10 protein-coding genes are annotated in these 25,248 nt (G+C 40.9%); 4 read left to right on the forward strand and 6 right to left on the reverse strand.

Annotated elements, in window-relative coordinates:
- Positions 1-100: 100 nt before the first annotated feature.
- The 6 genes from H9565_RS05925 to H9565_RS05950 form a co-directional block, all read right to left on the reverse strand.
- Positions 101-1,846: a RagB/SusD family nutrient uptake outer membrane protein gene (locus tag H9565_RS05925; RefSeq protein WP_215438305.1), complete on the reverse strand. Its 1,746-nt coding sequence runs from the start codon at positions 1,844-1,846 to the stop codon at positions 101-103.
- Between the two features lie 48 nt (positions 1,847-1,894).
- A complete protein-coding gene (locus H9565_RS05930) occupies positions 1,895-4,972 on the reverse strand; it encodes a SusC/RagA family TonB-linked outer membrane protein (RefSeq protein WP_215438306.1) in 3,078 nt (1,025 codons plus the stop codon).
- Positions 4,973-6,000: 1,028 nt separating this feature from the next.
- Positions 6,001-6,924: a PorP/SprF family type IX secretion system membrane protein gene (locus H9565_RS05935; protein ID WP_215438307.1), complete on the reverse strand. Its 924-nt coding sequence runs from the start codon at positions 6,922-6,924 to the stop codon at positions 6,001-6,003.
- Positions 6,925-6,933: 9 nt separating this feature from the next.
- Positions 6,934-16,083 carry an Ig-like domain-containing protein gene (locus tag H9565_RS05940; protein ID WP_215438308.1) on the reverse strand — a complete coding sequence of 3,050 codons (9,150 nt, stop codon included), beginning with the start codon at positions 16,081-16,083 and terminating at the stop codon, positions 6,934-6,936.
- A gap of 412 nt (positions 16,084-16,495) precedes the next feature.
- A complete protein-coding gene (locus H9565_RS05945; RefSeq protein ID WP_215438309.1) occupies positions 16,496-17,218 on the reverse strand; it encodes a ribonuclease activity regulator RraA in 723 nt (240 codons plus the stop codon).
- A 21-nt stretch (positions 17,219-17,239) separates the two neighbouring features.
- Entirely contained in the window at positions 17,240-18,208 is a 969-nt protein-coding gene (locus H9565_RS05950) for a sugar phosphate isomerase/epimerase family protein (protein WP_215438310.1), read from the reverse strand.
- A 99-nt stretch (positions 18,209-18,307) separates the two neighbouring features.
- Here H9565_RS05950 and H9565_RS05955 point away from each other — a divergent pair, with 99 nt between their 5' ends.
- The 4 genes from H9565_RS05955 to H9565_RS05970 all read left to right on the forward strand — a co-directional run bounded on the left by H9565_RS05955 (position 18,308) and on the right by H9565_RS05970 (position 25,230).
- Positions 18,308-18,805, forward strand: a complete 498-nt coding sequence (locus tag H9565_RS05955; protein ID WP_215438311.1) for a shikimate kinase — start codon at positions 18,308-18,310, stop codon at positions 18,803-18,805.
- A 139-nt stretch (positions 18,806-18,944) separates the two neighbouring features.
- Positions 18,945-21,200, forward strand: a complete 2,256-nt coding sequence (locus H9565_RS05960; RefSeq protein ID WP_215438312.1) for an alginate lyase family protein — start codon at positions 18,945-18,947, stop codon at positions 21,198-21,200.
- 10 nt (positions 21,201-21,210) lie between these two features.
- Positions 21,211-21,564, forward strand: a complete 354-nt coding sequence (locus H9565_RS05965) for a cupin domain-containing protein (protein WP_215438313.1) — start codon at positions 21,211-21,213, stop codon at positions 21,562-21,564.
- Between the two features lie 540 nt (positions 21,565-22,104).
- Positions 22,105-25,230, forward strand: a complete 3,126-nt coding sequence (locus H9565_RS05970) for a SusC/RagA family TonB-linked outer membrane protein (RefSeq protein WP_215438314.1) — start codon at positions 22,105-22,107, stop codon at positions 25,228-25,230.
- Positions 25,231-25,248: the final 18 nt, after the last annotated feature.

Consider the following 25,248-nt stretch of genomic DNA (forward strand, 5'->3'; position numbering starts at 1 on the left):
TGATCTCTTTAAATTATTTTTTAAATCTTGAATTTAGTGTGAAAAAAAGCGGCAAGAAAGTTTATTTCTTGCCGCATCTTCTTTATTCTTATAAATGAAATTAATAACCAGGATTTTGCACCAAAAAGCCCTGCTCACTTGAAGCTCCATCCATTGCTTTTTGAGGAATTGGGAACAACCTTTTGTTTACATCCGTATCAGTTTTACCCGTCCAGCTATCTTCATATTTACCGAAACGTATTTGGTAGTTTCTTCTGAAACCTTCCCAATACAATTCAAATCCGGTTTCACGGAACAAGATATCCAAATCAATGGCGTCCAACGGCTGTGGAATTTGCTCTGGGCGCGCGGTTCTTGACGTTCTTAAAGTATTGATATCCGCCAATGCACCAGCATTATCGCCATTTCTCAATTTCGCTTCGGCACGCATCAAATAAATCTCACCCAAACGAATCAAAACCAAGTCTACGCTACTGTTCGTACAACAGTTTGGTGCGGTGTGACTGAACTGGTATTTTGAGAAACGGTAACCTGTGTTGTGTAAACTACCTTCATCGGAAAAATCAACTTCTAGATTATGATCTACATAACGAATGTCCGCACCACTACTTCTTTTGTTGATAACCGGGTAAATTCTTACCGTACCGTCATCACAAGTTAAAACATTGCCACCTTCATCTTTTCTAGGTCCCCAAATAATACCACGGATGATACCACGGTCTACTTCAAAATCTTGTGCTTCCACACAGTAATAGTGCTCAGAATCGTTAGTAGGGTTCACTCCCGTTAAATCTTGAAGTTCCTCTGGAATGATAGTATTCGTTTGCGAGAAACGGGCATCGGCATCCGCTGGATCAACATCGCCGTAAGCATCTACCCATGTTTGATAAAAATCAGAAGTAGCCGCTACCGCATCTGTACCACGTGTACTTGGGAATTCAGGTCTCGGAATCTGATCCCCGGACATTGACCAGTAGGCCCAACGGCTATGCTCCGTTTGTAAAACCCCTCTTTGATCCAGCGCAAAAATAAGCTCAGGATTGGTGTTGTTATCGTCATTGAACAATTCAAAATATTCAGCGGATAACGAATAAGGTCCGGAAATGATATCGCTCGTATACTCAATAACCTTATCCATATCCTCAGTGGTGAAATTTGGTGTTCCGTAAGGGTCGCGATAAACGGCAGCATTCAAATACAAACGGGCCAATAAAGCACTAACGGCATCTTTATTCAAACGGCCTGGGCCTTTTTCCGTACTGATAACATCAACAACGGATAAAAGTTCACCTTCTATATAATCTATAGCATCTTGCCCTCTTAAAATTTCAGAGATTTCCTCTGAACTGGTTTTCTTAAAAACAAGACCCCAATTATCTAAAGTAAGCATGTTTAAATACGCTTTCATGGCAATCATTTCGTACAATGCCGCTTGTGCTTCGGCATCACCAGCTTCCGCTTCTGGACGCAACCTTTCTTCTGCTAAAACCGCTCTGGAAATGGTCAAAGTAATATTTGTCCAAGCATCGGATACCAAGCCATTGCCGGGCGTCATAAGGTGTTGGTGAACCGCAATAAATTTACCACCGTCAAACCAATCCGTTCCACCACGATACGGAAGTATACCTTCATCCGAAGCTACTTCCTGCAGTCCAAAATTAACGGTGTGCAACCATACATTTCTAAGCATACCATATACTGGAGCAATGGACCCACTAACGACTTCAGCCTCACCGGTTCCGGTCAACGACTCGTCAAGAATCTCTTCTTCCAAATCCGTACAGCCCAGAAATGGGAGCATCATTATAGCTATCGCCCATATTCTATAAACTATTCTATTTTTCATTTTATTTTGTTTTTCTAAGTGGTATAAAAGTTATCTATTGTATTCCTTTTAGAACGTTACGTTAAGACCTACCATGAACGTTCTTGCCCTTGGATATGTAAAACGATCAATTCCGAAAGTTTGAATTCCGCCATCTGTTATACCTGTATTTACTTCTGGATCAAACCCTGAATAATTTGTGATTACAAAAAGGTTTTGACCGGTAACCGAAAAACGGATATTCTGTACGGCATCTCCAAATCCGATTTTATCCGGATTAAGATTGTAGCCCAAAGTGGCATTGTTCAACCTTAAGAAGGAACCATCCTCCAAGTAACGTGTAGATACAGTATTAGAGTTATTAGGAGACTCACTTGGAAACTCCGTAGCAAAATCAGTACTGTTATTGGATCTAGACAATTGTGCCTTGCTAAAAAGGGTCATAGTGGTATGATTGTAAATCTCGTTACCGGAAACCCCGTTAAAATTCAAACCAAGGTCTAGTTCTTTATACTTAAAGTTCATGTAAAAAGCATAGATTAAATCAGGAATAGCACTACCTACAACACTACGGTCATCATCTAAAACTTCTCCATCTCCATTGATATCTTTAAACTTGTTTAGACCATCTTCCCCAATACCATCAAATGTTAACATGTAGAAAGCACCAATAGACTCATTATTGATGTAGCCGTTAATGGTAGCATCCGTTTGACCCGAACCTTGGGCGGCGCCTGTTGTCAATACCGAATATGGCGAATCTTTTACCTCATTTTGAATGTAGGTAATGTTACCTCCAATGTTATACGAGAAATCTCGTGTAGCATCACTATTGTAATCCAAGCCAAATTCTATTCCTGAGTTGTGGATTTCCATATCCTTAATATTGCTCCAATAGGTAGATGTAGGTTCTACCGGGTCTGCAGGAACAACTTCCAACAAAATATTGGTAGACTTTTTATTGAAGTAATCCAAGGTACCGGTCAATCGATAATTGAAAAGTGCAAAATCTATACCCAAATCTATTTGAGTAGAAACCTCCCATTGTAAATCTGGATTAGCCAAACGTGTAAATACAATTCCGTATGGATACCCATCTATAGAAGTGGCATCGGTATCGATTGGATAAGTGCTTAAACTCTCGCCACCTGTTACCAATCTATCTTCTGCAAAACTAGCTTTTGTGATTTTTGAAGGAATTTCTTGGTTACCCGTTTTACCCCAGCTGGCACGAATTTTTAAATTATCGAACATTGAGTTAGCCATAAAAGCTTCATTGCTAATATTCCAACCCAGAGCAAATGATGGAAAATATCCGTACTTGTTGTTCTCTCCAAATTTTGAAGAACCATCCGCACGAAAGGTAGCCGTGGCTAAATACCTATCATCATAGGTGTAGTTCAACCTTCCAAAATATGACTGCAATTCATTTTTTTCAGCTGCAGAACTTACTGAGGTAGGGTATTCATCCGTACTTGTCTGATCTTGGTATTTAGGTTCTATATTGTTATTCGCAAAACCTCTATATGAAAATGTTCTAGTCTCATCTTCGAACTTCTGATATGAATGGCCCGCTAAAACAATTAGGTTGTGCACATCATTTTCCCAAGTGTAAGTAAGTGTATTTTCAACCAGTTGATTGGTATTGGTACTGATTTCACTTTCCAGCGACCCGTCCGAAACATTAGACTCGTTCACAACAGATGGAAATGGCCTATATTGTCTATCTCTGTTAGTAGCGGAGTAATCAACACCAAGGTTTAGTTTGTACACAAAGCCATCTACTAGAGTTACAGATGGAGAAATACTTGCCAAAATACGGTTGTTCACAGAAGTATCGCTATAAAGTTCATAACGCGCAACTGGATTCAAAGCGTTGGTGTTCAACAAGGTTGGTTCACCGTTGGTGTATGGGGCAATTGTTGGGTTTAAGCTCAACATATCGCTAATGGTAGAATTGATGTCCGGCCTCAAATTTTCGGTGTGGGATGCGGTAATATTATAATCTACGTTTAACCGACCATCAAACGCTTTTTGGTTCATGTTCAGTTTTCCCGAGTATCTTTTCAAATCACTGTTTTTCAAAATACCTTCTTGATCTTGATACCCTGCGGATGCGAAATATGAAAACTTCTCACTTGTAGCTCCGCTCATTGAAAAGTTCACGTTTTGCGAAAGTCCGGTTTGGGTCAATTCATCTTGCCAATCGGTGTTCGCTCCAAAATCTTCAAGCGTTCCGCCAGCGGCAACCACCTCTCTCCTAAAATCATCGGCACCAAAAACATCTATCGTATTTGCCATAGAAGACATTGCCGAAGACACAGAAAAGTTCATTTCGGTTTTCCCTGATTTTCCTCTTTTGGTCGTAATAACCACAACCCCGTTTGAAGCTCTAGAACCATAGACCGCAGTGGCACTGGCATCCTTTAAAACATCGATACTTTCAATATCATTGGGATTCAAAAAATTCAATGGGTTGGTGGCAACACCTGTAGAGGAATTATCCAATAAAAACCCATCTACAACATACAATGGCTGCGTACCTGATCGTAAACTCCCAATACCTCTAATAATGACATTTTGAGATGCTCCAGGCTCACCACTTGTGGCAGCAATATTTACCCCAGCCATTTTACCTTGTAAAAGTTCGCCAGGATTGGCAACCACACCTTGGTTAAAATCTTCACTTTTTACAGAAGCGATAGCACCTGTGATATCAGAACGCTTTTGCGTACCGTAACCTACCACCACCACATCTTCTAATTGTGTAGCATCTGGATCAAGTTGTACGTTTAAATTGGATTGGCCGTTTACGGATACTTCTCTAGTTGAGTACCCTAAATAAGAAACAACAAGCACAGCATTTTGAGAAGCGTTGATAGTGTAGTTACCATCAAAATCTGTGGTAGTTCCGTTGGTGGTTCCTTTTTCAAGTACGGTCGCACCCGGTAACGGCGTGCCAGTTTCATCTGTAATAACACCGGAAATAGCTTGTTGTAGAGGCTCTAAGCTACTGTTAGTTGACACTACCGTAGTTTCTTTACTATTAATAGCTAACGAATCGGATGGACTGGTACTGAACCCCGCCCACGTTACGAACCATACCGAAGCACAGACGATTTTTGAAAATCGAATTTTTGAATACATAAATTAAAGTGTTGAATTATTTAGATTGCTCTACATTTCAGAGCCTAGTTTAATAGGTTCTTTCTTGGCGCAAAACTATTTTATTTGAAGACTGGCATTGTTAAGACACCTTTAGGAATATATTAACTACCCTCTAACGTTTTGGCCTAATGTTAGCAGATTGTTACCTTTTTTGTAAGGCATCAAAAAGCAAACAAACAGCATAGTCTTTAATCAACGTATTACGATGAAATATCTTACAAACACTAAATGGCTGTTTTTTTTGAAGCTTAAGGCGGTTGAAATTTTTCTATGGATAAAGTAGTTCAAGACGAGGCCTTCATATTTCTTTTATAAATTGTGGTCCTAGCTAAATACAGAATATTAACATAGGTATCACCTCCTCCCCCAAAAACCAACAGAGCAACATTAGAAAAATCAGTGCGAATAAAAGTTTGGTAATAAAAGAAGAGACAAACAAGGTCCTGCGCCCAAAAGGTTTACCTAAAATGTGATGTACAAGGGTAATTTTCGTAAATAGAAGAAATATGGCGCATTAAAGTGTCTCAGAGCTAGAAAGAATGAAGAAGCTGAAAAGATGACAATTCACCGTTGAAAAAATCTTTCCACTTGTTTGAGCTTGAACCGATAGATTTTGTAAGGCATGCAAAAAAAACATCTGATACGGTCGCTAAAACTTCAGATGCTCAATAAGGTTATGAAAAGACAGTTAAAATGGTATCTCGTGATTCAATACCCGAGTAATGAAAAAGACGGTCAAAGAAATGACCAAACAAACTATTCCTGCTAAAACATCCTCATTCTCTACCTGACGTATAAGTTTATTATACAGACCTTTCATACCACATAATTTTCTGCAAAATTCCGTTTAAATGGCGATTAACAGACAGAAAATCGATAAACGGAGCGTCTAACGGGTTAAGGTTTATACCCTATTTACATCATCTAAAATTATGTGCTTTGTATCGACTTTATTGTTTTTAAAAGTTAGAACCACAAAACAAGGTAGCTAACATCTACATATAGCCTTAGAAGAAACGAGGTGACTTTAATCGGTTCAATCGAGAAATCCATTGGTAACGCAGGAATATCTCGTGTGTACCCGTATTGTAATTCCCCAGACCACTAGTGGTGTAATCGTACGCGTAACCAATGTTGAACTGTGGAGAAATCTGTAAACCGAAAACACCGGCCAGAGAGTCGTCCCATCTATAGTTGACCCCTAAAGTAAATTTTTCGTTGAACATAAAATTCGCAGATACATCTACCGAAACTGGCGCTCCTATTACCTGCTTTATAAAGAAGGAAGGTTTGAATTTTATTTGATCGTTCAAATCCATCACATAGCCTCCAATGAAGTTAAAATGAACCTCTTCATCACTGGTCTGCTCAATTTCATTATCATAATGCTCCGAAGGAAATAGATTCGGTACCGAAAAACCAAAATAGGCCTTTTCGCTATAATAGAATGCACCGACACCAATAGACGGAAACAATTTACCTTTTATATTTTCATTAAATTGAACATCATCTGCATCTCTTCGTATACCACGGGAAAAGTCTAAATTAAATACCCGAACTCCCGCTTTCAGTCCTAATCCGAGTCGGTCACCCCTTTGGTTGATTACCAATTGGTGGGCATAGTTACCATCTACATACGTTTCCGTAGCCGGCCCCAACTCATCTTGAATCAAAGAAAGGCCTAATCCGTCAAACTTTCCCACAGGGGTATCCATACCAAAGGTTATGGTTTTAGGCGCACCTTCAATACCTGCCCATTGAGTTCTGTACAAAGTCAACAAGGTCAAATGCCCCCTTGAACCTGCATAGCCCGCATTTACACTCAGCGGATTGTATTGGTATTGCGTATACTGCGGATCTTGCTGACCCCAAACGCAACCCGTAACGAACCACAGGCAAATGCATATTTTAAATAAATGATTTACTTTCATTTTGTCTTTTTATCTACTGATATATAACCAACCTGATTTTGGTGATGTTGTGCCGTCACCCAGTTCTAAGGTGTAATAATACGTTCCTACAGGAAGCTGATCCGAATCTCCTAATTTTGCTCTGTCCAATGACCTTCCATCCCAGGTATTGTCGTAACCTATTGTGGTGAAGACCATGGTTCCCCATCGGTTATAGACCGTTAGCACATTATCCGGATATTCTTCTATGCATTCGATAAAGAAAATATCGTTGGCACCATCACCGTTAGGCGAAAATTCATTGTACACCGTTAAACAGCTGGATTGAGTCACATCCGGCGTAGCCTCTGCCCTATCGTTATCCATGTTTAAATCGATTTGATCTACGTAAATCAATTCGGCAACATTGGTATAATCATCAACATCCGTAACCGTTACCGTCATTTCTAAATTCGCTTCGGTATCCACAGGCAAGGAAGGAATTTCCCAAGTGGACGTGGTTTCATTATACGCACCGTAATCCGCCGTATGGCTCACTAAAACATATCCAGAAGGCAAGACATCTTCAATACCAATGTTCGTAGCCTCGTATGCGTCATTATTGCCTACAATAACTCTAAACACTACCGTATCACCATGGAACGTCTGCGACTTGTCTACCATTTTACTGATTTCCAAATCCACACTTGGTGCATTTATGATGTGTAAAACCTCATCGTCTTCACTTTGATTTCCATCATCATTATTCGGACTAGAATCAGGATCAAACTGGTCCATTGCCGTAATCTGTGCAATATTGTCGTATTCACCAATTGCATTTGTTGGTGCATTCAAGGTTACTTCATAACTCACTGTTTGGCTTCCGACACCTACTGTGGCCATAGACCAAGTGATGGTATTTCCGGAAACAACGCCACCATTATTTACCGTACCCAAGGTATAACCGATTGGCAGCACATCTTCTACCGATACGTTGGTTGCGATACCCGGACCGTCATTGGTAACCGTCACTTCAAAAGTTACCGTATCACCTGCATTTGGTGTTGGATTGGATGCCGCGCTCAAATTCTTAGATAGACTTAAGTCCGCTGGAATCAATACAATTTCAGCATTGTCCTCGTCATCTTCGCTTTGATCGCCATCGTCATTATTCGGACTAGAATCCGGGTCCAATTGGTCAACCGTCGTAACTTGAACCGTGTTGAAATACTCACCATCAGTATTTGTAGGCACGTTGATAGTTACCTCAAAAGTTATTGTTTGGCTCGTACCGCCAGGTACCGTAAGTCCGTTCCAGCTGATAGTATTTCCGGTTTGGGTTCCGCCATCGTTAATAGTCGTTACCGTAAATCCGGTAGGCACATAATTTTCAAGTGCAATACCCGTGGCATCATCCGTACTGCTGTTGATAATCTCAATGGAGAATGTTAATGTATCACCCGGGTTACCCGAATCCGGGTTCACCGTATTTACGATTTCCAAATCCGAAGACTGCAGTCGCATAGAAACGGCATCCTCATCATCTTCACTCTGATCACCATCCTCATTATTAGGCACAGAATCTGGATCATACTGATCAACGGTGGTTACCTGAACCGTGTTTAAATATTCATCTGCTACGTTCGTAGGATCATTTACGGTCGCATCATAAGTCAATGTAGTCGTCGTACCATTCGGAATGGTCAACCCTGACCAAGTGATGGTATTTCCGCTTTGTGTACCCGCATCGTTTACCGTAGTTACTGTAAACCCGTCAGGAACGATATTTTCTAGGGATACGTTTGTAGCATCATCCGGACCGTTATTTTGAACGGTTACCGTCAACACCACTATGTCATCAGGATTTCCGCTAGGCTGAGAAATGGTATTCGTTACTTCTAGATCCGCCACTTGTGGAATTACCTCAGCAGAAGCTTCGTCATCTTCACTTTGGTCGCCATCATCGTTATTCGGAGCGGAATCGGAATCGTAATTCGTAGCCGAAATCACCTGCGCAATATTCAAAAATTCGTTAGGTGTAGCTGTTGGAGCATTTACCGTTGCAGAAATATCGATTGCAACTGAATTTCCATTGGTCAATGCAGACAACGTCCAATCTCCCGAAACCGCATCATAGGTTCCATTACCAGCGCCACTAGTATCACCTGTGATGGTATATCCCGTAGGAAGTACATCATTTATAACTGTTCCGCCAATATCATCACTAGGCCCGTCATTATAAGCCGTCAACGTAAATGTTACCGTATCGCCCACATTAGGTGCCGCATCATCTACAATTTTTTCAATTCGAATATCAGAAGTTGCATTCACGGTAATCGTAAGGCTATCGGTATTTTCACAAGTATTTCCATCGGTACCGATTACGGTATAGGTGGTCGTCACTAGCGGATAGACCGTATCACCATCGGTTACACCATTATCCCACACATAGGAAGTCGCTCCGGAGCCCGTTAAAGTAACTGGTTCCCCTGCGTTTATAGTCGTAGTAGTCGCATTTGCCACTACATTTGGCAATGGATGAATCGTTAAGGAAACCGCTGTTCTATTGAAACTTGTACACGCCGAAGTATCGTCACTGCTTTCCGCATAATAGGTTACATTACCCACTGCATCAAGAATTGGATTGGCTACAACAGTACCACCAGTTGCGGCATCATACCAAACTATACTTGCTCCCGCAGGCGCCGTTGCCGTAGCGGTCAACGTTTGAGTTGGGTTGGCATCACATTCTACCTGATCACCACCGCTAATCGGGTCGGCCGGAGTTGCTTCCATCGTAAGTGTAACAGCTGTTCTGGTGCTACTGATACAGTTCGTCACATTCTCTACACTTTCCGCATAGAAAATAGCTGTTCCCACAGTAGATAAAGATGGGTCGGCAACCACACTACCGCCTGTTGGCGCATCATACCAAACTATGGTTGCATCTGCAGGTGGCGTAGCCGTAGCAGTCAACGTTTGAATCGGATTTTGCTCACATTCCGTTTGGTCACCTCCACTTGTTGGCGCATCTACAACTGGACAACTACAATCCGGAGCCGTAATAGCCAAAGTCTTTGTACAGGCATTTGGTGCCGTAACCGTTAACGTAATATTGTTTCCGGCAGTAACTCCTGAAATCGTCCAGTTATTTCCACCATTATCTACTACTGTACCCTCTGTAGAAGTTACCGTTCCTTCGCTTACATCTACAGAAACCGAATAAGTCAATAAGTCCGGCGCACAAGCCGCCGCCGTTGCAATAGAAATATCTGGTGTATCTTGAATCGTTAAGTTTACCGGAGTTCTGGTAAAACTAGTACAAGAAGTTGAATTGTTTTCACTCTCCGCAAAGTACGTAATAGAACCAACCGTATTTAATGTTGGGCTGGCCACAACGTTTCCGCCAGTAGCCGCATCATACCAAACCACGCTTGACCCTGCAGATGCAGTTGCCGTAGCTGTCAATGTTTGAATTGGGTTTGCCTCACATTCCGTTTGGTCTCCTCCGCTAACGGGTGCACTTGGTACAGCCTCAATAGTTAGGGAAACCGCAGTTCTCGTTAAACTCGTACATGAAGTCGTACTATTTTCGCTTTGTGCATAGTACGTTGAAGTTCCTACAGTATTACGGGTTGGGCTAGCAACGATATTTCCACCTGAAGGGGCATCATACCAAACTACCGTTGAACCTGATGGCACAGTTGCCGTAGCGGTCAAAGTTTGAATCGGGTTTTGCTCACATTCCGTTTGGTCACCTCCGCTTGTTGGTGCAGTTGGTGCCGCATCAATAGTTAAAACAATTGCCGTTCTGGTGCTACTCACACAGTTGGTCACATTATCACGACTCTCCGCATAATACGTTACCGACCCTGTTGTATTTAAAGAAGGGTCCGCTATTACACTGCCACCAGTTGGCGCATCATACCAAACTACAGTAGCATCTGCAGGTGGTGTTGCGGTAGCAGTCAACGTTTGAATAGGATTTTGCTCACATTCCGTTTGGTCACCTCCACTTGTTGGAGCTGCCACCACTGGACAGCTACAGTCCGGAGCCGTAATATCTAAAGTTCGTGTACATGCATTTGGTGCCGTAACCGTCAACGTAATATCAGTTCCGGAAGTGATACCCGAAATGGTCCAGTTATTCCCTCCGTTATCTACTACCGTACCTGCGGTAGAAGTCACTGTGCCCTCGCTCACATCAACAGAAACAGAATAGGTCAATAAATCGGCAGCACAGGTTGCCGCAGTTGAAACTGAAATATCCGGTGTATCTTGAATGGTCAAACTCACTGGTGTTCTGGTGAAACTTGCACAAGAACTTGAGTTGTTGCTACTTTCCGCAAAATAGGTTACCGTACCAACCGCATTTAAAGTTGGACTAGCAACTACATTTCCACCAGTTGCAGCGTCATACCAAACCACACTTGAACCTGCAGGTGCAGATGCCGTAGCGGTCAAAGTTTGAATAGGTGTAGCCTCACATTCCGTTTGGTCACCCCCACTTGTTGGTGCATTTGGTGTTTCATTTATTGTCAAAACCACAGCGGTACGTGTAGCACTCACACAATTGGTTACGTTTTGTACGCTTTCCGCATAATAGGTTATTGTACCTACTGTATTTCTTGTTGGGCTTCCTACCACGTTTCCACCCGTTGGCGCATCGTACCAAACTACAGTTGCATTAGCAGGTGGTGTTGCGGTAGCCGTTAATGTTTGAATCGGATTTTGCTCACATTCCGTTTGGTCTCCTCCACTTGTTGGGGCAGCTACTACCGGACAGCTACAATTTGGTGCTGTTAAGGTTATAGATTCTGAACAAGAATTTGCCGCTGTTGTGGTTACCGTGATATTGTTACCCGCAGGGATATTCGAAATGGTCCAGTTGTTACCTCCGTTATTCGTTACCGTTCCTTCTGTGGATGTTACAGTTCCGTTACTCACATCTACCGATACCGAATAAGTTGAAAGGTCTGCGGAACAAGTAGCACCTCCAGTGCTTTCTGTAATGGTAGGCGTATCTTGAATAGTAAGTACCACAGCTGTTCTGTTGTCACTCACACAAGATGTTGTATTATTTTCACTCTCCGCATAATACGTTACCGTTCCTACGGAATTTAGAGTTGGACTAGCAACTACAGTTCCACCCGTAGCAGCAGTATACCAAACTACACTAGACCCAGCTGGTGCCGTGGCTGTTGCCGTTAAAGTTTGAATAGGTGTTGCTTCACATTCCGTTTGGTTGCCTCCACTTGTTGGTGCAACTGGATTCGGTTCAATTGTTAAGCTGACCGCTGTTCGCGCATGGCTAACACAACTGGTGCTAATATTTTCACTTTCCGCATAATATGTTACCGTACCCACAGCATTTAAAGTTGGGCTTGCAACTATGTTTCCACCAGTTGCAGCATCGTACCAAGTAATGGAAGTTCCTGGTGCACTTGAAGCAGTTGCAGTAAGTGTTTGGGTTGGTGTTACCTCACATTCCGTTTGATCACCTCCACTTGTTGGTGCCGCAGGAGCCGCTTGAATCGTTAGGTTTATAGCCGTTCTTGTTGTACTTGTACATCCATTTACATCATCAACACTTTCAGCATAATAGGTAGTTGAACCAACCGTACTCCATGTGGGGCTTGCTACTACGTTTCCGTTAGAAGCAGCATCATACCACACTACACTTGCACCTGTAGGAGCTGTTGCCGTAGCCGTTAATGTCTGAATTGGATTTTGCTCACATTCCGTTTGGTCACCTCCACTTGTTGGAGCGTTTACTGTTGGGCAAGCACAATTAGGTGCATTGATGTTGATAACATCCGTACACGAATTTGCATCCGTTACGGTCACTGTTATATTATTTCCGGAAGGTATAGCTGAAATCGTCCAGTTATTTCCTCCGTTATCGGTTACCGTTCCTTCACTTGAAGTTACCGTACCTCTATCCACATCTACAGAAACCGAATACGTAGATAGGTCTGCAGAACAGGTTTGCGAACTAGGCGTAACCGAAATGGTTGGATTGGGATGCATTGTTAAGGTTACCGCTGTTCTTGTTTCGCTCACACAACCACTACTTGTAGTTCTACTTTCCGCGTAATAAGTTACAGTTCCGACAGCATTTAAAGTTGGGCTTACCGCACTACCACCTGTAGCGGCTGTATACCACATGACCGTGGCACCTGCAGGTGCAGTTGCTGTAGCTGTCATGGTTTGCGTAGGATTCACTTCACATTCTACCTGGTCACCACCACTTGCTGGAGCAGCCGGAATAGCATCAATTGTCAACGTTACCGCTGTTCTTGAAAGTGAAATACAATTTGTAGTATTGTTTTGACTTTCGGCGTAATAGGTAACCGAACCGACCGAACTCCATTCTGGACTAGCCACAACATTACCCGCAGTAGGAGCATCATACCAAGTCAATGTAAAACCTGAAGGTACCGTTGCCGTTGCGGTTAAAGTTTGAATAGGATTTTGCTCACATTCCGTTTGGTCACCTCCACTTGTTGGTGGAGCTGGCGCAGGTTGAATAGTAAGAGAAACAGCTGTTCGTGTTAAACTAGGACAACCTGTACTATTATCTTGACTTTCAGCATAAAAAATTTCAGTTCCGACAGAACTCCAATCCGGATTGGCGACTACGTTACCACCGGAAGCCGCATCATACCATACTAAAGTTGAACCAGCCGGTGCAGTTGCGGTAGCCGTTAACGTTTGAATAGGGTTTTCTTCACATTCTGTTTGGTCACCACCACTTGTTGGTGCTACGGGTGCAGGTTGAATAGTTAAGGTTACTGCAGTTCTACCCACACTTGGGCATCCGTTTACGGTATCATTACTTTCCGCATAATAGGTTATCGTTCCAACTGTATTTAAAGTCGGGCTTGCCACAACATTTCCGCCAGTAGCCGCATCGTACCATATGATGCTTGCCCCTGATGGAGGTATTGCCGTAGCGGTCAAAGTTTGTATCGGGTCTTCTTCACATTCCGTTTGGTCGCCTCCACTTGTCGGAACTGGCGGAGCTGTATTTACCGTTAAAACCGCCTCGTCTGAGGTAGCATCCGAACAGCTTGCAGCTGGACTTGTGGCTATTGCACGATATCTATTACCGCTCATGGTGAGGGTTACATTCGTTACGGTAAGTGTGTTTGTAGTTACTCCACTATGTGGTGCTGTATTGTTTAAATCATTCCAATTAGTGCCATCAAAAAGCTGCCATTGAATAACACCTGACCCAGAAGCCGCTACGTTAAAAGTAACTGTACCGCCTTCACAAACAGCTTCATTTGTAGGCTGCGTGGTTATGGTAGGTGCATCATACACATTGACATTTAATCTTGTTCTTCCTCCTTCACAAGTAGCACTTCCGTTTACACTTGATTGTGTTACCCAAAAAGATTGTTGTCCCGCTGTTGACGTATCAGGAGTAGTCGTTCCTGGAATTTCGTTACCACCCGTTGCCGCATCGTACCATCTTAAATTCGTTCCGGTTGCATGCGAGTCTAATTGTGCGGAAGCATCACCGATACAATAATCAACTGGTGAATTCACCGTGGGTGCCATTGGTATGGCATAAACTATTACATCTATTTGCGTTCGTTCACTTTCACATGTGGTAGAATCATCTATTTGACTTACATAATAAGAAGTAGTTCCTGCAACGGCAGTACTTGGTGTTGGCGCTGTTGCACTAGCTGTTCCCCCTGTTGCTACCGTGTACCATTGTAAGGTATGATTTGAAAGCGCCGTTGCCACCAATGGTGTTGCGGTTTCCCCTACACAATATTCTATAGGGCTATCCGCTGCTGGTGGAGCGGGTCTTGGTATTTGGTAAAGATCTATTGATAAGAAATTTTCACTGGTACACCCATTAGAATTTTGGGAATACACCGTATAGTTTCTAAAAAAATCAGCAGAAGCTGGTGCTGTGTAGGTCGTAACACCACTCGCTACCAAATTTCCGTTCCCGTCATACCAATTAGCTGTTTCACCACCCGCAACATCTACAGTTACGGACATCTCAGGAGGGGTATCTCCTTCGCAATATATGTATTCCGTTGAACCTGATGGTGGGTCTACATCATTCTCTACTGTGATATTAAAAGACCTTTCTGAAAAATTACCAGAAGCATCTCTTACAGTATATCTAATAGTAGTAGTACCAATATCAAATTGATCACCGCTATTAAGTCCGGTTCCATCCGTTCTGAAAATTACATAATCTGCTAATTCACAACTCGTATCATTAATATTCGTAACAACGGTTCCAGGAATCAACAAATCATCTAAATAAGCTTCCATACCAGAGTTGAACAATGAGGAAGATGAATATCTAATCCTTATTTGATAATTCCCGATTAAGTTAAAAGGAATAATTTCTTGTTGAACCCCTGTTGTCGTGTAAGTCTTACTAAAAAAATCAGTAGTAACCGTATTTCCATCCTCATCCAATATATCCAAATGAATAGAAGGAGAGTTCGTGACTGCAGATATACTATGAGAAAAAGTAATTTCTCCAAAGCCATTGAAGTAAAAAACCGGCGTTGTCATTGAACTTGCAAAAAAGGCATTACTAGATATTCCAGTGGAAACTAGATTACGGGAACCATTTATTTGGCCGCCATTAGTAATGGATGAACGCACAAACGTATAACATTGGTTAATAGCCGCTTCAAAATCCTGAAGTACGGGAGCTTCTCCTTCTCCAGGAGGACAGTTATCCGAAGCCGTTGGTTCTGCCCAAGTATGTGGGGCAGTACATGTGTTAGGGTCTGCGGTTAAAGTTACATCAGTAGGGAAAGTATCAAAAACGGGATCTTGGTTATCATCTACCGTTACATTAAAAGAACAAGTAGAAACATTCCCTCCCGCATCTTCGGCCCTATAAATAACAGCAGTAGTTCCCGGCAGAAAAGAATCTCCCGGACTATAATTGCTGGTAACGCTCACTGCATCTGCAGAAGCCGTGGGGGGTGTCCATGTTACTACAGCGCTACACTCATCGGTTGTATAGGTTACTACAACATCAGAAGGCGGACAATTAGAAAACGTTGGAGGTGCATCGACTGAAACTTCATTAGGAAAAAAAGCTTCGGTATCGGGAACGGGAATTTTCTCTACAAATTCAATATTCGTAGAAAAACTTGATAAGCTTGCCAGAAGCAAGATAGCAAAGAACACTTTTGGTAGGTTTCGCATAATTTATGTAAAACTTCAAGACATGCCCTAGATTTTATTCAATCTTGAGCATATTTAGTTATACATAACGCAAATTCCGCATCCTAATATTTGTAAATGCCAAAATTGTTGTGAATAATTAACAATTTGTTGTGTGCATGACTTTTAACAAGGTTATATTATTTAATAAAATGATAAAAACTTAAAAAACAGTGATTTAAAAAGTAGGTATTCAGCCACAAATATACCCTAGGGTATATAGAACCGAAGGCAGTACCAGTTATGCAATTATCGATAATCTGCACATCAAATTTTACTTAAAATATTGCCGAGATCAACTACTGTTTTTTTTACCATTTCTGGTACCCGTTGTTATGTGTTTTATCCGTTAAAGGATACAATATAACTATAGGCGTACCACCTTATACCTCATTCATAACTTATTCTTCAAAAACATCCATTGCTTAAATTGTGCGCTATATGCTTTATCCGTTAGCGGGTATAGACCTACAATAGACCTCCCTTTTTGAACTTCACTCATTACATAACTTTCAAACTGTGTCATTTGTAAACATTCATCGGCTACTATATCTGCAATTTCCGAGGGAATGACCATAACGCCATCATCATCTCCTACGATAAAATCACCGGGAAAAACAGCAACATCACCACAACCAATGGGCTCATTAACGGCAATAGCTTGGTGCAAAGTCAAATTGGTTGGGGCGGTAGGTCTGTTGTGGTAAGATGCAAAATTAAGGTCGGCAATTTCGCCCGCGTCTCTGAACCCACCATCCGTAACCATACCCTCAACCCCACGTACCATTAAGCGTGTAGCCAATATAGAACCTGCAGATGCCGCTCGGGCATCCTTTCTACTATCAATGACCAGAACATATCCTTTAGGGCATTCTTCTACGGCAACACGTTGCAAATGTCTAGGATTTTGAAATACCGTAATAGGATTTAAGTCTTCCCTAGCAGGAATATAACGGAGTGTATAGGCTTTTCCCACCATAGTAGGTTTTCCGCTCTTCACCGGCTTCACATCCTGTATAAACTGGTTCTTTAATCCTTTTTTGAACAAACAGGTAGCAATAGTAGCTGTGCTTACCTTTCTAAGTTTGTCCGTTGTGGTTTCACTTTTTTCTGCCATGTTCAGGTTGTTTAGGTTTTATTATTCTGCTTTTGCCCATGTCTCTTTTAGAAAGATAAGGTCCTTTTTCATTTTTGCATATATTTGGTCCTTATCCATGGTAATTTGTTTTGCACCGTGTTCAGCACCTCCAAGATCATATTCTAGGTGTAGCGATACAGGTACGTTTATCTTATATTTTTTTAATAAAGAAAAGTAGCGATTAAAATCTACCATGCCTTCCCCTAAAGGTGTATTTACCGGCTTCCATTGGCCATTGAACTTTCCCCATTTGAAATCTTTTATAACTATTGACCTTATATACGGAGCAATACGCCGCAAATCCAATTCCCAACTCATACCTCCCTCTACAACTGCATGGCGTATATCATACTGGCAACCCAAATACCTACTTTCGGGAGATGGCAATAAAGGAGGCATGTCCCAAATAGGAGCCCCAACATGGTTTCCTGCGTGATTCTGATAACACCCTATCAAATCTAGATTACCGTTTACCATCTCTAGTTCCTTAAAAAGTTTCCGGTAAGTTCGTTGACAATCCTCTATACTTTGGTCATCAGGATAACTGAGCCACCCGGTCCTATAATGTGTTATACCCAACTTACTAGCTGTTTTCAGTACTTTTTTGTCAACATCCGTTTTAAATTCGAGAACATTGGTTGTCATCATTTTTGGACTAAGCCCATACTTTTTCATGGCCTCAATAGCCTTAGGCAAGTCGCGCTCCACATTTTCCGGAAGAATATGTCCCTTGGGCCTCACGGTTAAATCCAAACCATTAAATCCTATTTTGGAAGCTACTTCAGACATTCCTTCATACCCTAGAAATTGCAAGTGTTTTGAAAACAAATAAATCTGAAGCTCATTATCGGATTCATAGGGTCCTGATGAAAACGAACTTACCAGCGGCAAAACAGGTATTGCCAAAAGTCCAAAACCAGATTTTTTCAAGAAGTTTCTACGGTCCTTCGTACGTTCAGAATTACTCATAATTAGCTATTTAAGGTATATTTTTTTACTTAACATTTTGTTAATAGCCAAATATAACTATATTTGGTAAACCAAATTGGTTAACCAATTTTTTAACAGATGAAGAAAAAAGAAAATTTTATTGTTATTCTAGTAGGCCTTTGCGGTACCGGAAAGAGCATTGCCGGTCAGAAAATTGCACAAAAACTAGAAATCCCCTTTTTTGATGCCGATGTTGTTCTTCACCCTGAATTACAGGAAGATAAGAAAAATAATAATACCAACTCCAAATGGTTATCTGCCATTACAAACCTTATTGAAGAAGAGTTCTCAAAAAAGGGCTGCGTAGTTTCTTGCTCCATATTAAAGAAAGAGCAACGACTACAACTTTCTGAGAATCTAGGCCATGAAATTGATTGGATTTTTATGAGCGGTACCTACGAAGCTATAAACCAACGTCTAGAAACAAGTGGTACTCAACGACAAACTGAATCTTCACTAGAGTCCGACTTTCAACTTTTAGAGATTCCAAAGCGGGCTTTGACCGTAGATATTTCTTTTTCGGAACAGGAAATTGTAGATACCATCCTAAAATATCTAGCTCGTAAATACGGTTGAAAAGCCGTTTAAAACAGTAAACCGTTAAAATTCAAGATATAATACCCCAATAATTTGGTCAACAAAAAAATATTTCTATTTTTGGTAAACCAAACTGGTTAACCAATTTAATTATCTGATTTTGGTCCAATACACAAACATGATAAAGAGCCAATTTAAAATTACTTTACAAATTCTAACCTTATTATGGTTTGTATCCTTTAATGGATTCACCCAAGAGCACCCTAGTCTTATATTAACTAAAGACGGAGTTCAGAAAATAAAGAAAGAATTGGGTAATGTGCCTCTTTTTGATGCTTCTTTAGAACACGTAAAAGCTGAAGTAGATGCGGAAATCGCCTTGGGTATAGATACGCCAATTCCAAAAGATTATTCCGGTGGGTACACGCACGAACGTCACAAACGCAATTTTTTAACCCTCCAAAAAGCTGGTGTCCTTTACCAAATTTTAGACGATGAAAAGTACGCTGAATACGTAAAAGCAATGTTGTTTCAGTACGAGGCCATGTATAAAGATTTGCCCGTACATCCGCAAACACGTTCCTATGCCCGTGGCAAACTATTCTGGCAATGCCTGAACGACTCTAACTGGTTAGTGTATGTTAGCCAAGCATACGATTGCGTTTACAATTACCTTACTAAAAAAGAGCGCAAGCAGTTGGAGAAAAACCTTTTTAGACCCTTCGCTAATTTTATATCCATAGATAATCCCCAATTCTACAACCGTGTTCATAATCACAGTACCTGGGGAAACGCCGCCGTAGGCATGATCGGTTTAGTAATGGGTGATGATGAATTGGTACACCGTGCCCTATATGGTATTGAAGATGACGGATTACCTATAGATGCAAAAGATAATGACGGAGGATTCATAAAAAAGGAAGGCCAAGAGGTAGGTTTTCTTGCCAATGTAAACGAACCTTTTTCTCCGGACGGTTATTATACTGAAGGCCCCTATTACCAAAGATATGCCATGTACCCATTTTTAATTTTTGCTCAAGCACTGCACAACGTAAGGCCCGAAGTAAAGATTTTTGAACATAAGGACAGCGTACTTCTAAAATCAGTAAATGTGCTTCTCAACCTTTCTGATGCGGATGGAGAGTTTTTTCCGTTGAACGATGCGCAAAAAGGAATGTCCTATAAATCACGTGAAGTGGTTACCGCTGTAGATATAGCCTACCTATACGGAGGGCACAACCCACAACTACTGAGTATTGCCAATGAACAAGGCCAAGTTTTATTGGATGATTCCGGGCTAGCCGTGGCACTGGGCATTAGAAATGGTGAATCCACAAAATTTCAAAAAAAGTCCATCAATCTTACAGATGGTGCCAATGGAAACGAAGGAGGTGTAGCTATCCTTAGATATGGTAATGAAGACATGGCGCTAGTCTATAAATATGCCGCACAAGGTTTAAGTCATGGCCACTATGACAAACTATCCTTTTCGCTCTATGAAAAAGGAACAGAAATAGTTCAGGATTACGGTTTGGCGCGTTTTGTAAATATAGAACAAAAAGGAGGCGGCAATTATTTAAAAGAAAATAAAACTTGGGCCAAACAAACCATTGCCCACAATACCTTGGTGCAAAACCAGACCTCGCACTTTAATGGAACATATGAAATTGGCAGTAAGCACCACTCAGAACTTTACTTTTTTGATGCTTCGGACACCAATCTAAAAATCGTTAGTGCCAAAGAAAGTAACGCCTATCCCGGAACGGAAATGCAAAGAACCATGGCACTTATTAAAATTGATGATTTTGAAAGGCCTTTTGTTCTGGACATTTTAAAAGTTGCGTCGCAAACAAAAAATCAATATGACCTTCCCTTCTATTTCATGGGACAAGTCATACAGACCAATTTTAACCTTAGTTTCCCTAAGATAGTAGAACCTTTAGGAAGTGAAAATGGCTATCAACATATATGGTCGGAAGGTTTGGGCCATCCCAATGCAGACAACAGCAAACTAAGTTGGCTTGAAAATGGAAAGTTCTATACATTGACCACTACCAGCCAAAAAGAAGATGAACTACAATTTGTTCGTATTGGAGCCAACGATCCTGAATTTAATTTAAGGAGGGATGCAGGCCTTATTATCAGAAGAAAAAATACACAGAATACCACATTTGTTTCGCTAATAGAATCGCACGGAAACTATAGTCCGGTTTCTGAGTTTTCGGTTAACTCAAATAGTGCAATATCTAAAATAGAACTTGTGTCAGATACAAAAGAATACACGTCCGTAATAATACAAATCAAGACTAACGGAGAAAAACTAATGCTCGTAATGGCCAACAATAATAAAGATCCGGACAAAGATCATACTATAAAAATTAAGAACAAGGAGTACCACTGGACGGGCCCTTATACATTTATCAAAATCAAATAAATTATAGATTATGGAAACTTTTGGAGCAAGTAAAGAATTTTTAATAGGAGAAGATATCCCGTGGGAGACTGTAGGCGAAGGTGTTCAGCGCCAGATTATGGGGTATGATGATAAAATCATGCTTGTAAACGTAAAATTTGACAAAGGCGGAATTGGGCCAATGCATGAACACTATCATTCACAAGTAACATATGTAGTTAGCGGAGAATTTAAAATGACCATAGGAGAAGAGACAAAAATCCTTAAAGGAGGCGACTCTTTCTATATTCCACCTCATGTTATGCACGGGACAACATGCCAAGAAGCAGGGGTATTAATAGACGTCTTCAGTCCAATAAGAGAAGATTTTATGGCTAAAAAGTAAGCCAGAGATTAAACAAGGGAGTCATTTGTGCAAGTAGTAGCACCACAACTACTGCCGTACTCCCTTTCCACAAAGACGGTTGAGATGGTATTTAATTATCATTTTAACAAAATGCAGTTCTTTAAAATAGTAGATAGCCAATTTTAACACCAACTTTTCTTGATATTAATTTTTATTTAACAAACTATTAAGTTATATTTGGTAAACCAAATTGGTTAACCAAAATGGAAAACCAATTAAAGTATAAAATTTAGGCTAATATTAATTAAAGAAACAATTCATGAAAGTATAAGGTACCCAATAAAAAAAGGATGGGTGCACGCCCATCCTTTTAAACTGAAATTACTTCATTCTGAAGGGAAGTAATACTAAGAACATGTACATTTTACTATACACGCTCATTACAAAAATACAAAAATTCAGGGATCTTAATGAGTTTCGTGCATTAGTAAGTTGAAGATTGAATGAGATGATGCTGATCATCCTCATTTGGGGCTCTAGCCTTAAACCGATGAACATTACTAACTTAACATTATTCAAATGAATTTAAAAACTCAACTAACACTTATAGCTTTATTGTGTCTCAACATATCGCTATTTGCCCAAGATGGTTACACACTGTCAGGCACAGTTTCCGATGCGGACAACGTTCCAATACCGGGAGTTAATGTCATAATCGCCAATACAACCAAAGGAACCTCTACAGATTTTGACGGATTATTTCAAATAACCGTATCAGAAGGCGATATTCTTCAATTTTCATACATTGGCTACGTTACACAAACAATTCCCATAACAGGGCAAGCCGAGTTAAATATAACCATGGCCGAAGACGCCAAACAATTAGACGAGGTGGTTGTTATTGGTTATGGGGGAACCCAAAAAAAATCGCATTTAACCGGTTCAATCTCTAAAGTAGTCAACGAAGACCTTGATCAAATAGCAGTAGCTCGTGTAGATGACGCCTTGGTCGGGCAGGTATCAGGAGTAAATATTCAAGCTACCGATGGCGAAGCCGGAGCCGCTCCTACCATAAATATCAGGGGTGTAGGCTCAATGGCCGGTGACTCTACCCCATTAGTTGTTGTCGATGGTGTAATTGTAAGTTCGGATTTCCTAGGTTCATTGAACATGAACGATGTAGAGTCTTTCGAGATTTTAAAGGATGCAGCATCATCTGCCATTTACGGTTCAAAAGGTGCCAACGGTATTATCATGATAACCACAAAAGGTGGTGTTGAAGGTAAGACCCGTATCAACTATAGTACCTATACTGGTTTTAAAGAAGCCAGACATAGTGAAGCGTATACCTTTTCAATAGAAGAAACTGCACAAGCCCAATTGGCCGCAACCGGGTCATTATCCGACAGAACGAAATACAAACAACTCATAGGTGTTGACCGTTCTTGGCAAGATGTCATTTTTGATGGCGGTACCATTACCAGTCATTCCCTATCGGCTCGCGGTGGAAGTGAAAAAACAAAGTATAGCACCGCCATTAACTACTCACATGACGAAGGTGTTTTAATTACCGATGATTTCAAAAAATACGGATTAAGGCTCAAAGTAGATACCAAAATAAACGATAAGTTTTCCTTTGGTGTAAACTTTACCCCTTCTTACACAAACAGAAGAAGGTTTGATGGAAGTACCCACGATATATTAAGACAGACCAATTGGCTGCCTCTCTATCATGATGAAAACACTATTCAATTTGTAAACAGGGTTCAAGATAATGGGGCATGGGCCAATGTTCAAGTTGGTGATTACGCACAACAATATCATTTTGATGGTTACGACCTAGACGCAGGTGCCCCTGCAGATTCTGGCGGGGTAAGCATCAGTAACACATCTAACGCCAACCCAGCGGCCAAAGTATTGGAGCGCGAACGTTACGACAAAAAATTCAAAATGTTCGGTAGCGTTTACGGCAATTACAACATCATTGACGGTTTAAGTTTCCGATCTACCCTATCCGGTTCGTACCAAGACACCAAAAGGACAAGATGGCAAGGTACCCTATCCAGTAGAAACGGTGCTGCAGGCGCCTCAATGGATGAATATTCACAAAAAGAAATATATCTTATTACCGACAACTTCCTATCCTTTAACAAGAGTTTTGGTAAACATGATTTAAGTGTAATTTTAGGTGTAACCGCCGAAACTAAAAAATCGTTTTATTCACAAATTAGCGGAACCGGTTATACTTCTGATGCAGTTAAGCAAATCACCAACGCTACGACCATTTCAAACGCAGATGCTTTTGAATGGGAAAAGAATGGCCTATCCTACGTTTCCAGGCTAAACTATGCTTATGATGATAAATACCTTGCTTCATTTAGCTATAGAAGGGACGGTAGCTCTATTTTCGGTCAAGACTTCAAATACGGTAATTTCACGGCTGCCTCCGTTGGTTGGAATGTTGCCAAAGAAAACTTTTTACAGGATAGTGATATAGTAAACACATTTAAATTAAGAGCCAGTTACGGTCTTACAGGAAACGATTTACTTAACGTAGGTAGTGTTGACCCCGATACCAGTAGTAGTACCAGTTCTTTGAGCACAGGTAATATTTTGGTAGACAACTATCCATACTTAGCTCTTTTAGGCTCAACAACATATTCAGTAGACGGTTCATTACAAGCGGGCTTTAACCCCCTGAACATAGCCAATGCAGGACTTCAATGGGAACGTTTGCGAGAATTTAACCCTGGTTTGGATTTCGGTTTTTTCAATAATAGAGTATCGGGGTCCGTTGATTATTACCAAAGAACCAGTGACCAACTACTATTGAACAATCCAATTTCAGTAACTACAGGTTTCAACAGTGCCCTTGTTAATTTAGGTGAAGTCAAAAACGAAGGTTATGAAATTGAACTGAGAACAAAGAACATTGCTACAGAAAACTTTAGGTGGGCCTCTACAATCATAGCTTCAACGAACAAGAACACTTTAGTAGATTTCGCCGACTCTAACGGTCAAATTACAAATGTAGACTCTAAGAGGGCAGCAGAGTGGATCAACCTTGAAGGACAACCGATTTCCACATTCTACGGCTGGGTCGTAGACAAAGACATTCCGCTTGAATACTTGAACGATGCTTTCCATCCTGTAGGTGGAGAAGCCCAAGATGTTTACGTAAAAGATTTAAATGGCGATGGTATTATTGATGATGAAGATAAAGCCGCTTTAGGAGACCCATATCCAGAATTAGTCTGGAGTTTCACCAACGAATTTAACCTTGGTAAGTTTGATTTTAGTTTCATGTTCCAAGGTTCACATGGTGCTGAAATAAGAAACATGGGAGACCAGTACCTGTTCAACCATTTTAATTCCTCTCAAGATTTTAATCCTGAAACAACACCTAACCAAGAATTTATCAAAGAAAAAATATTCACCGATGATATTATTCAAGACGCTTCGTACATAGCATTGAGAAATGTAAATATTGGATACAATTTCCCACAAGACGTTTTGAGCGATTATGGTGTGTCTGGTTTAAGAATATATGCTACTGGCCAAAACCTTATGTATAAGACGGCAGATGACTATACAGGTTTCAATCCTGAATCTATAGATAGAACAAGTCCAACATCTTACGGTTACCAAAGGGCAGGTTCCCCTATCTTTAGAACGATTTCTATAGGACTTAACCTTGATTTTTAATCAGAACAGTATAAACAA

The sequence above is a fragment of the Zobellia russellii genome, from assembly GCF_018728565.1.
GTDB classification, from domain to species: domain Bacteria; phylum Bacteroidota; class Bacteroidia; order Flavobacteriales; family Flavobacteriaceae; genus Zobellia; species Zobellia russellii.

Excerpts from the sequence above, each read along its gene's own strand:
- H9565_RS05925 (WP_215438305.1), bottom strand. The coding sequence starts at position 1,846 with ATGAAAAATAGAATAGTTTATAGAATATGGGCGATAGCTATAATGATG.
- H9565_RS05930 (WP_215438306.1), bottom strand. The coding sequence starts at position 4,972 with ATGTATTCAAAAATTCGATTTTCAAAAATCGTCTGTGCTTCGGTATGG.
- H9565_RS05935 (WP_215438307.1), bottom strand. The coding sequence starts at position 6,924 with ATGAAAGTAAATCATTTATTTAAAATATGCATTTGCCTGTGGTTCGTT.
- H9565_RS05940 (WP_215438308.1), bottom strand. The coding sequence starts at position 16,083 with ATGCGAAACCTACCAAAAGTGTTCTTTGCTATCTTGCTTCTGGCAAGC.
- H9565_RS05945 (WP_215438309.1), bottom strand. The coding sequence starts at position 17,218 with ATGGCAGAAAAAAGTGAAACCACAACGGACAAACTTAGAAAGGTAAGC.
- H9565_RS05950 (WP_215438310.1), bottom strand. The coding sequence starts at position 18,208 with ATGAGTAATTCTGAACGTACGAAGGACCGTAGAAACTTCTTGAAAAAA.
- H9565_RS05955 (WP_215438311.1), top strand. The coding sequence starts at position 18,308 with ATGAAGAAAAAAGAAAATTTTATTGTTATTCTAGTAGGCCTTTGCGGT.
- H9565_RS05960 (WP_215438312.1), top strand. The coding sequence starts at position 18,945 with ATGATAAAGAGCCAATTTAAAATTACTTTACAAATTCTAACCTTATTA.
- H9565_RS05965 (WP_215438313.1), top strand. The coding sequence starts at position 21,211 with ATGGAAACTTTTGGAGCAAGTAAAGAATTTTTAATAGGAGAAGATATC.
- H9565_RS05970 (WP_215438314.1), top strand. The coding sequence starts at position 22,105 with ATGAATTTAAAAACTCAACTAACACTTATAGCTTTATTGTGTCTCAAC.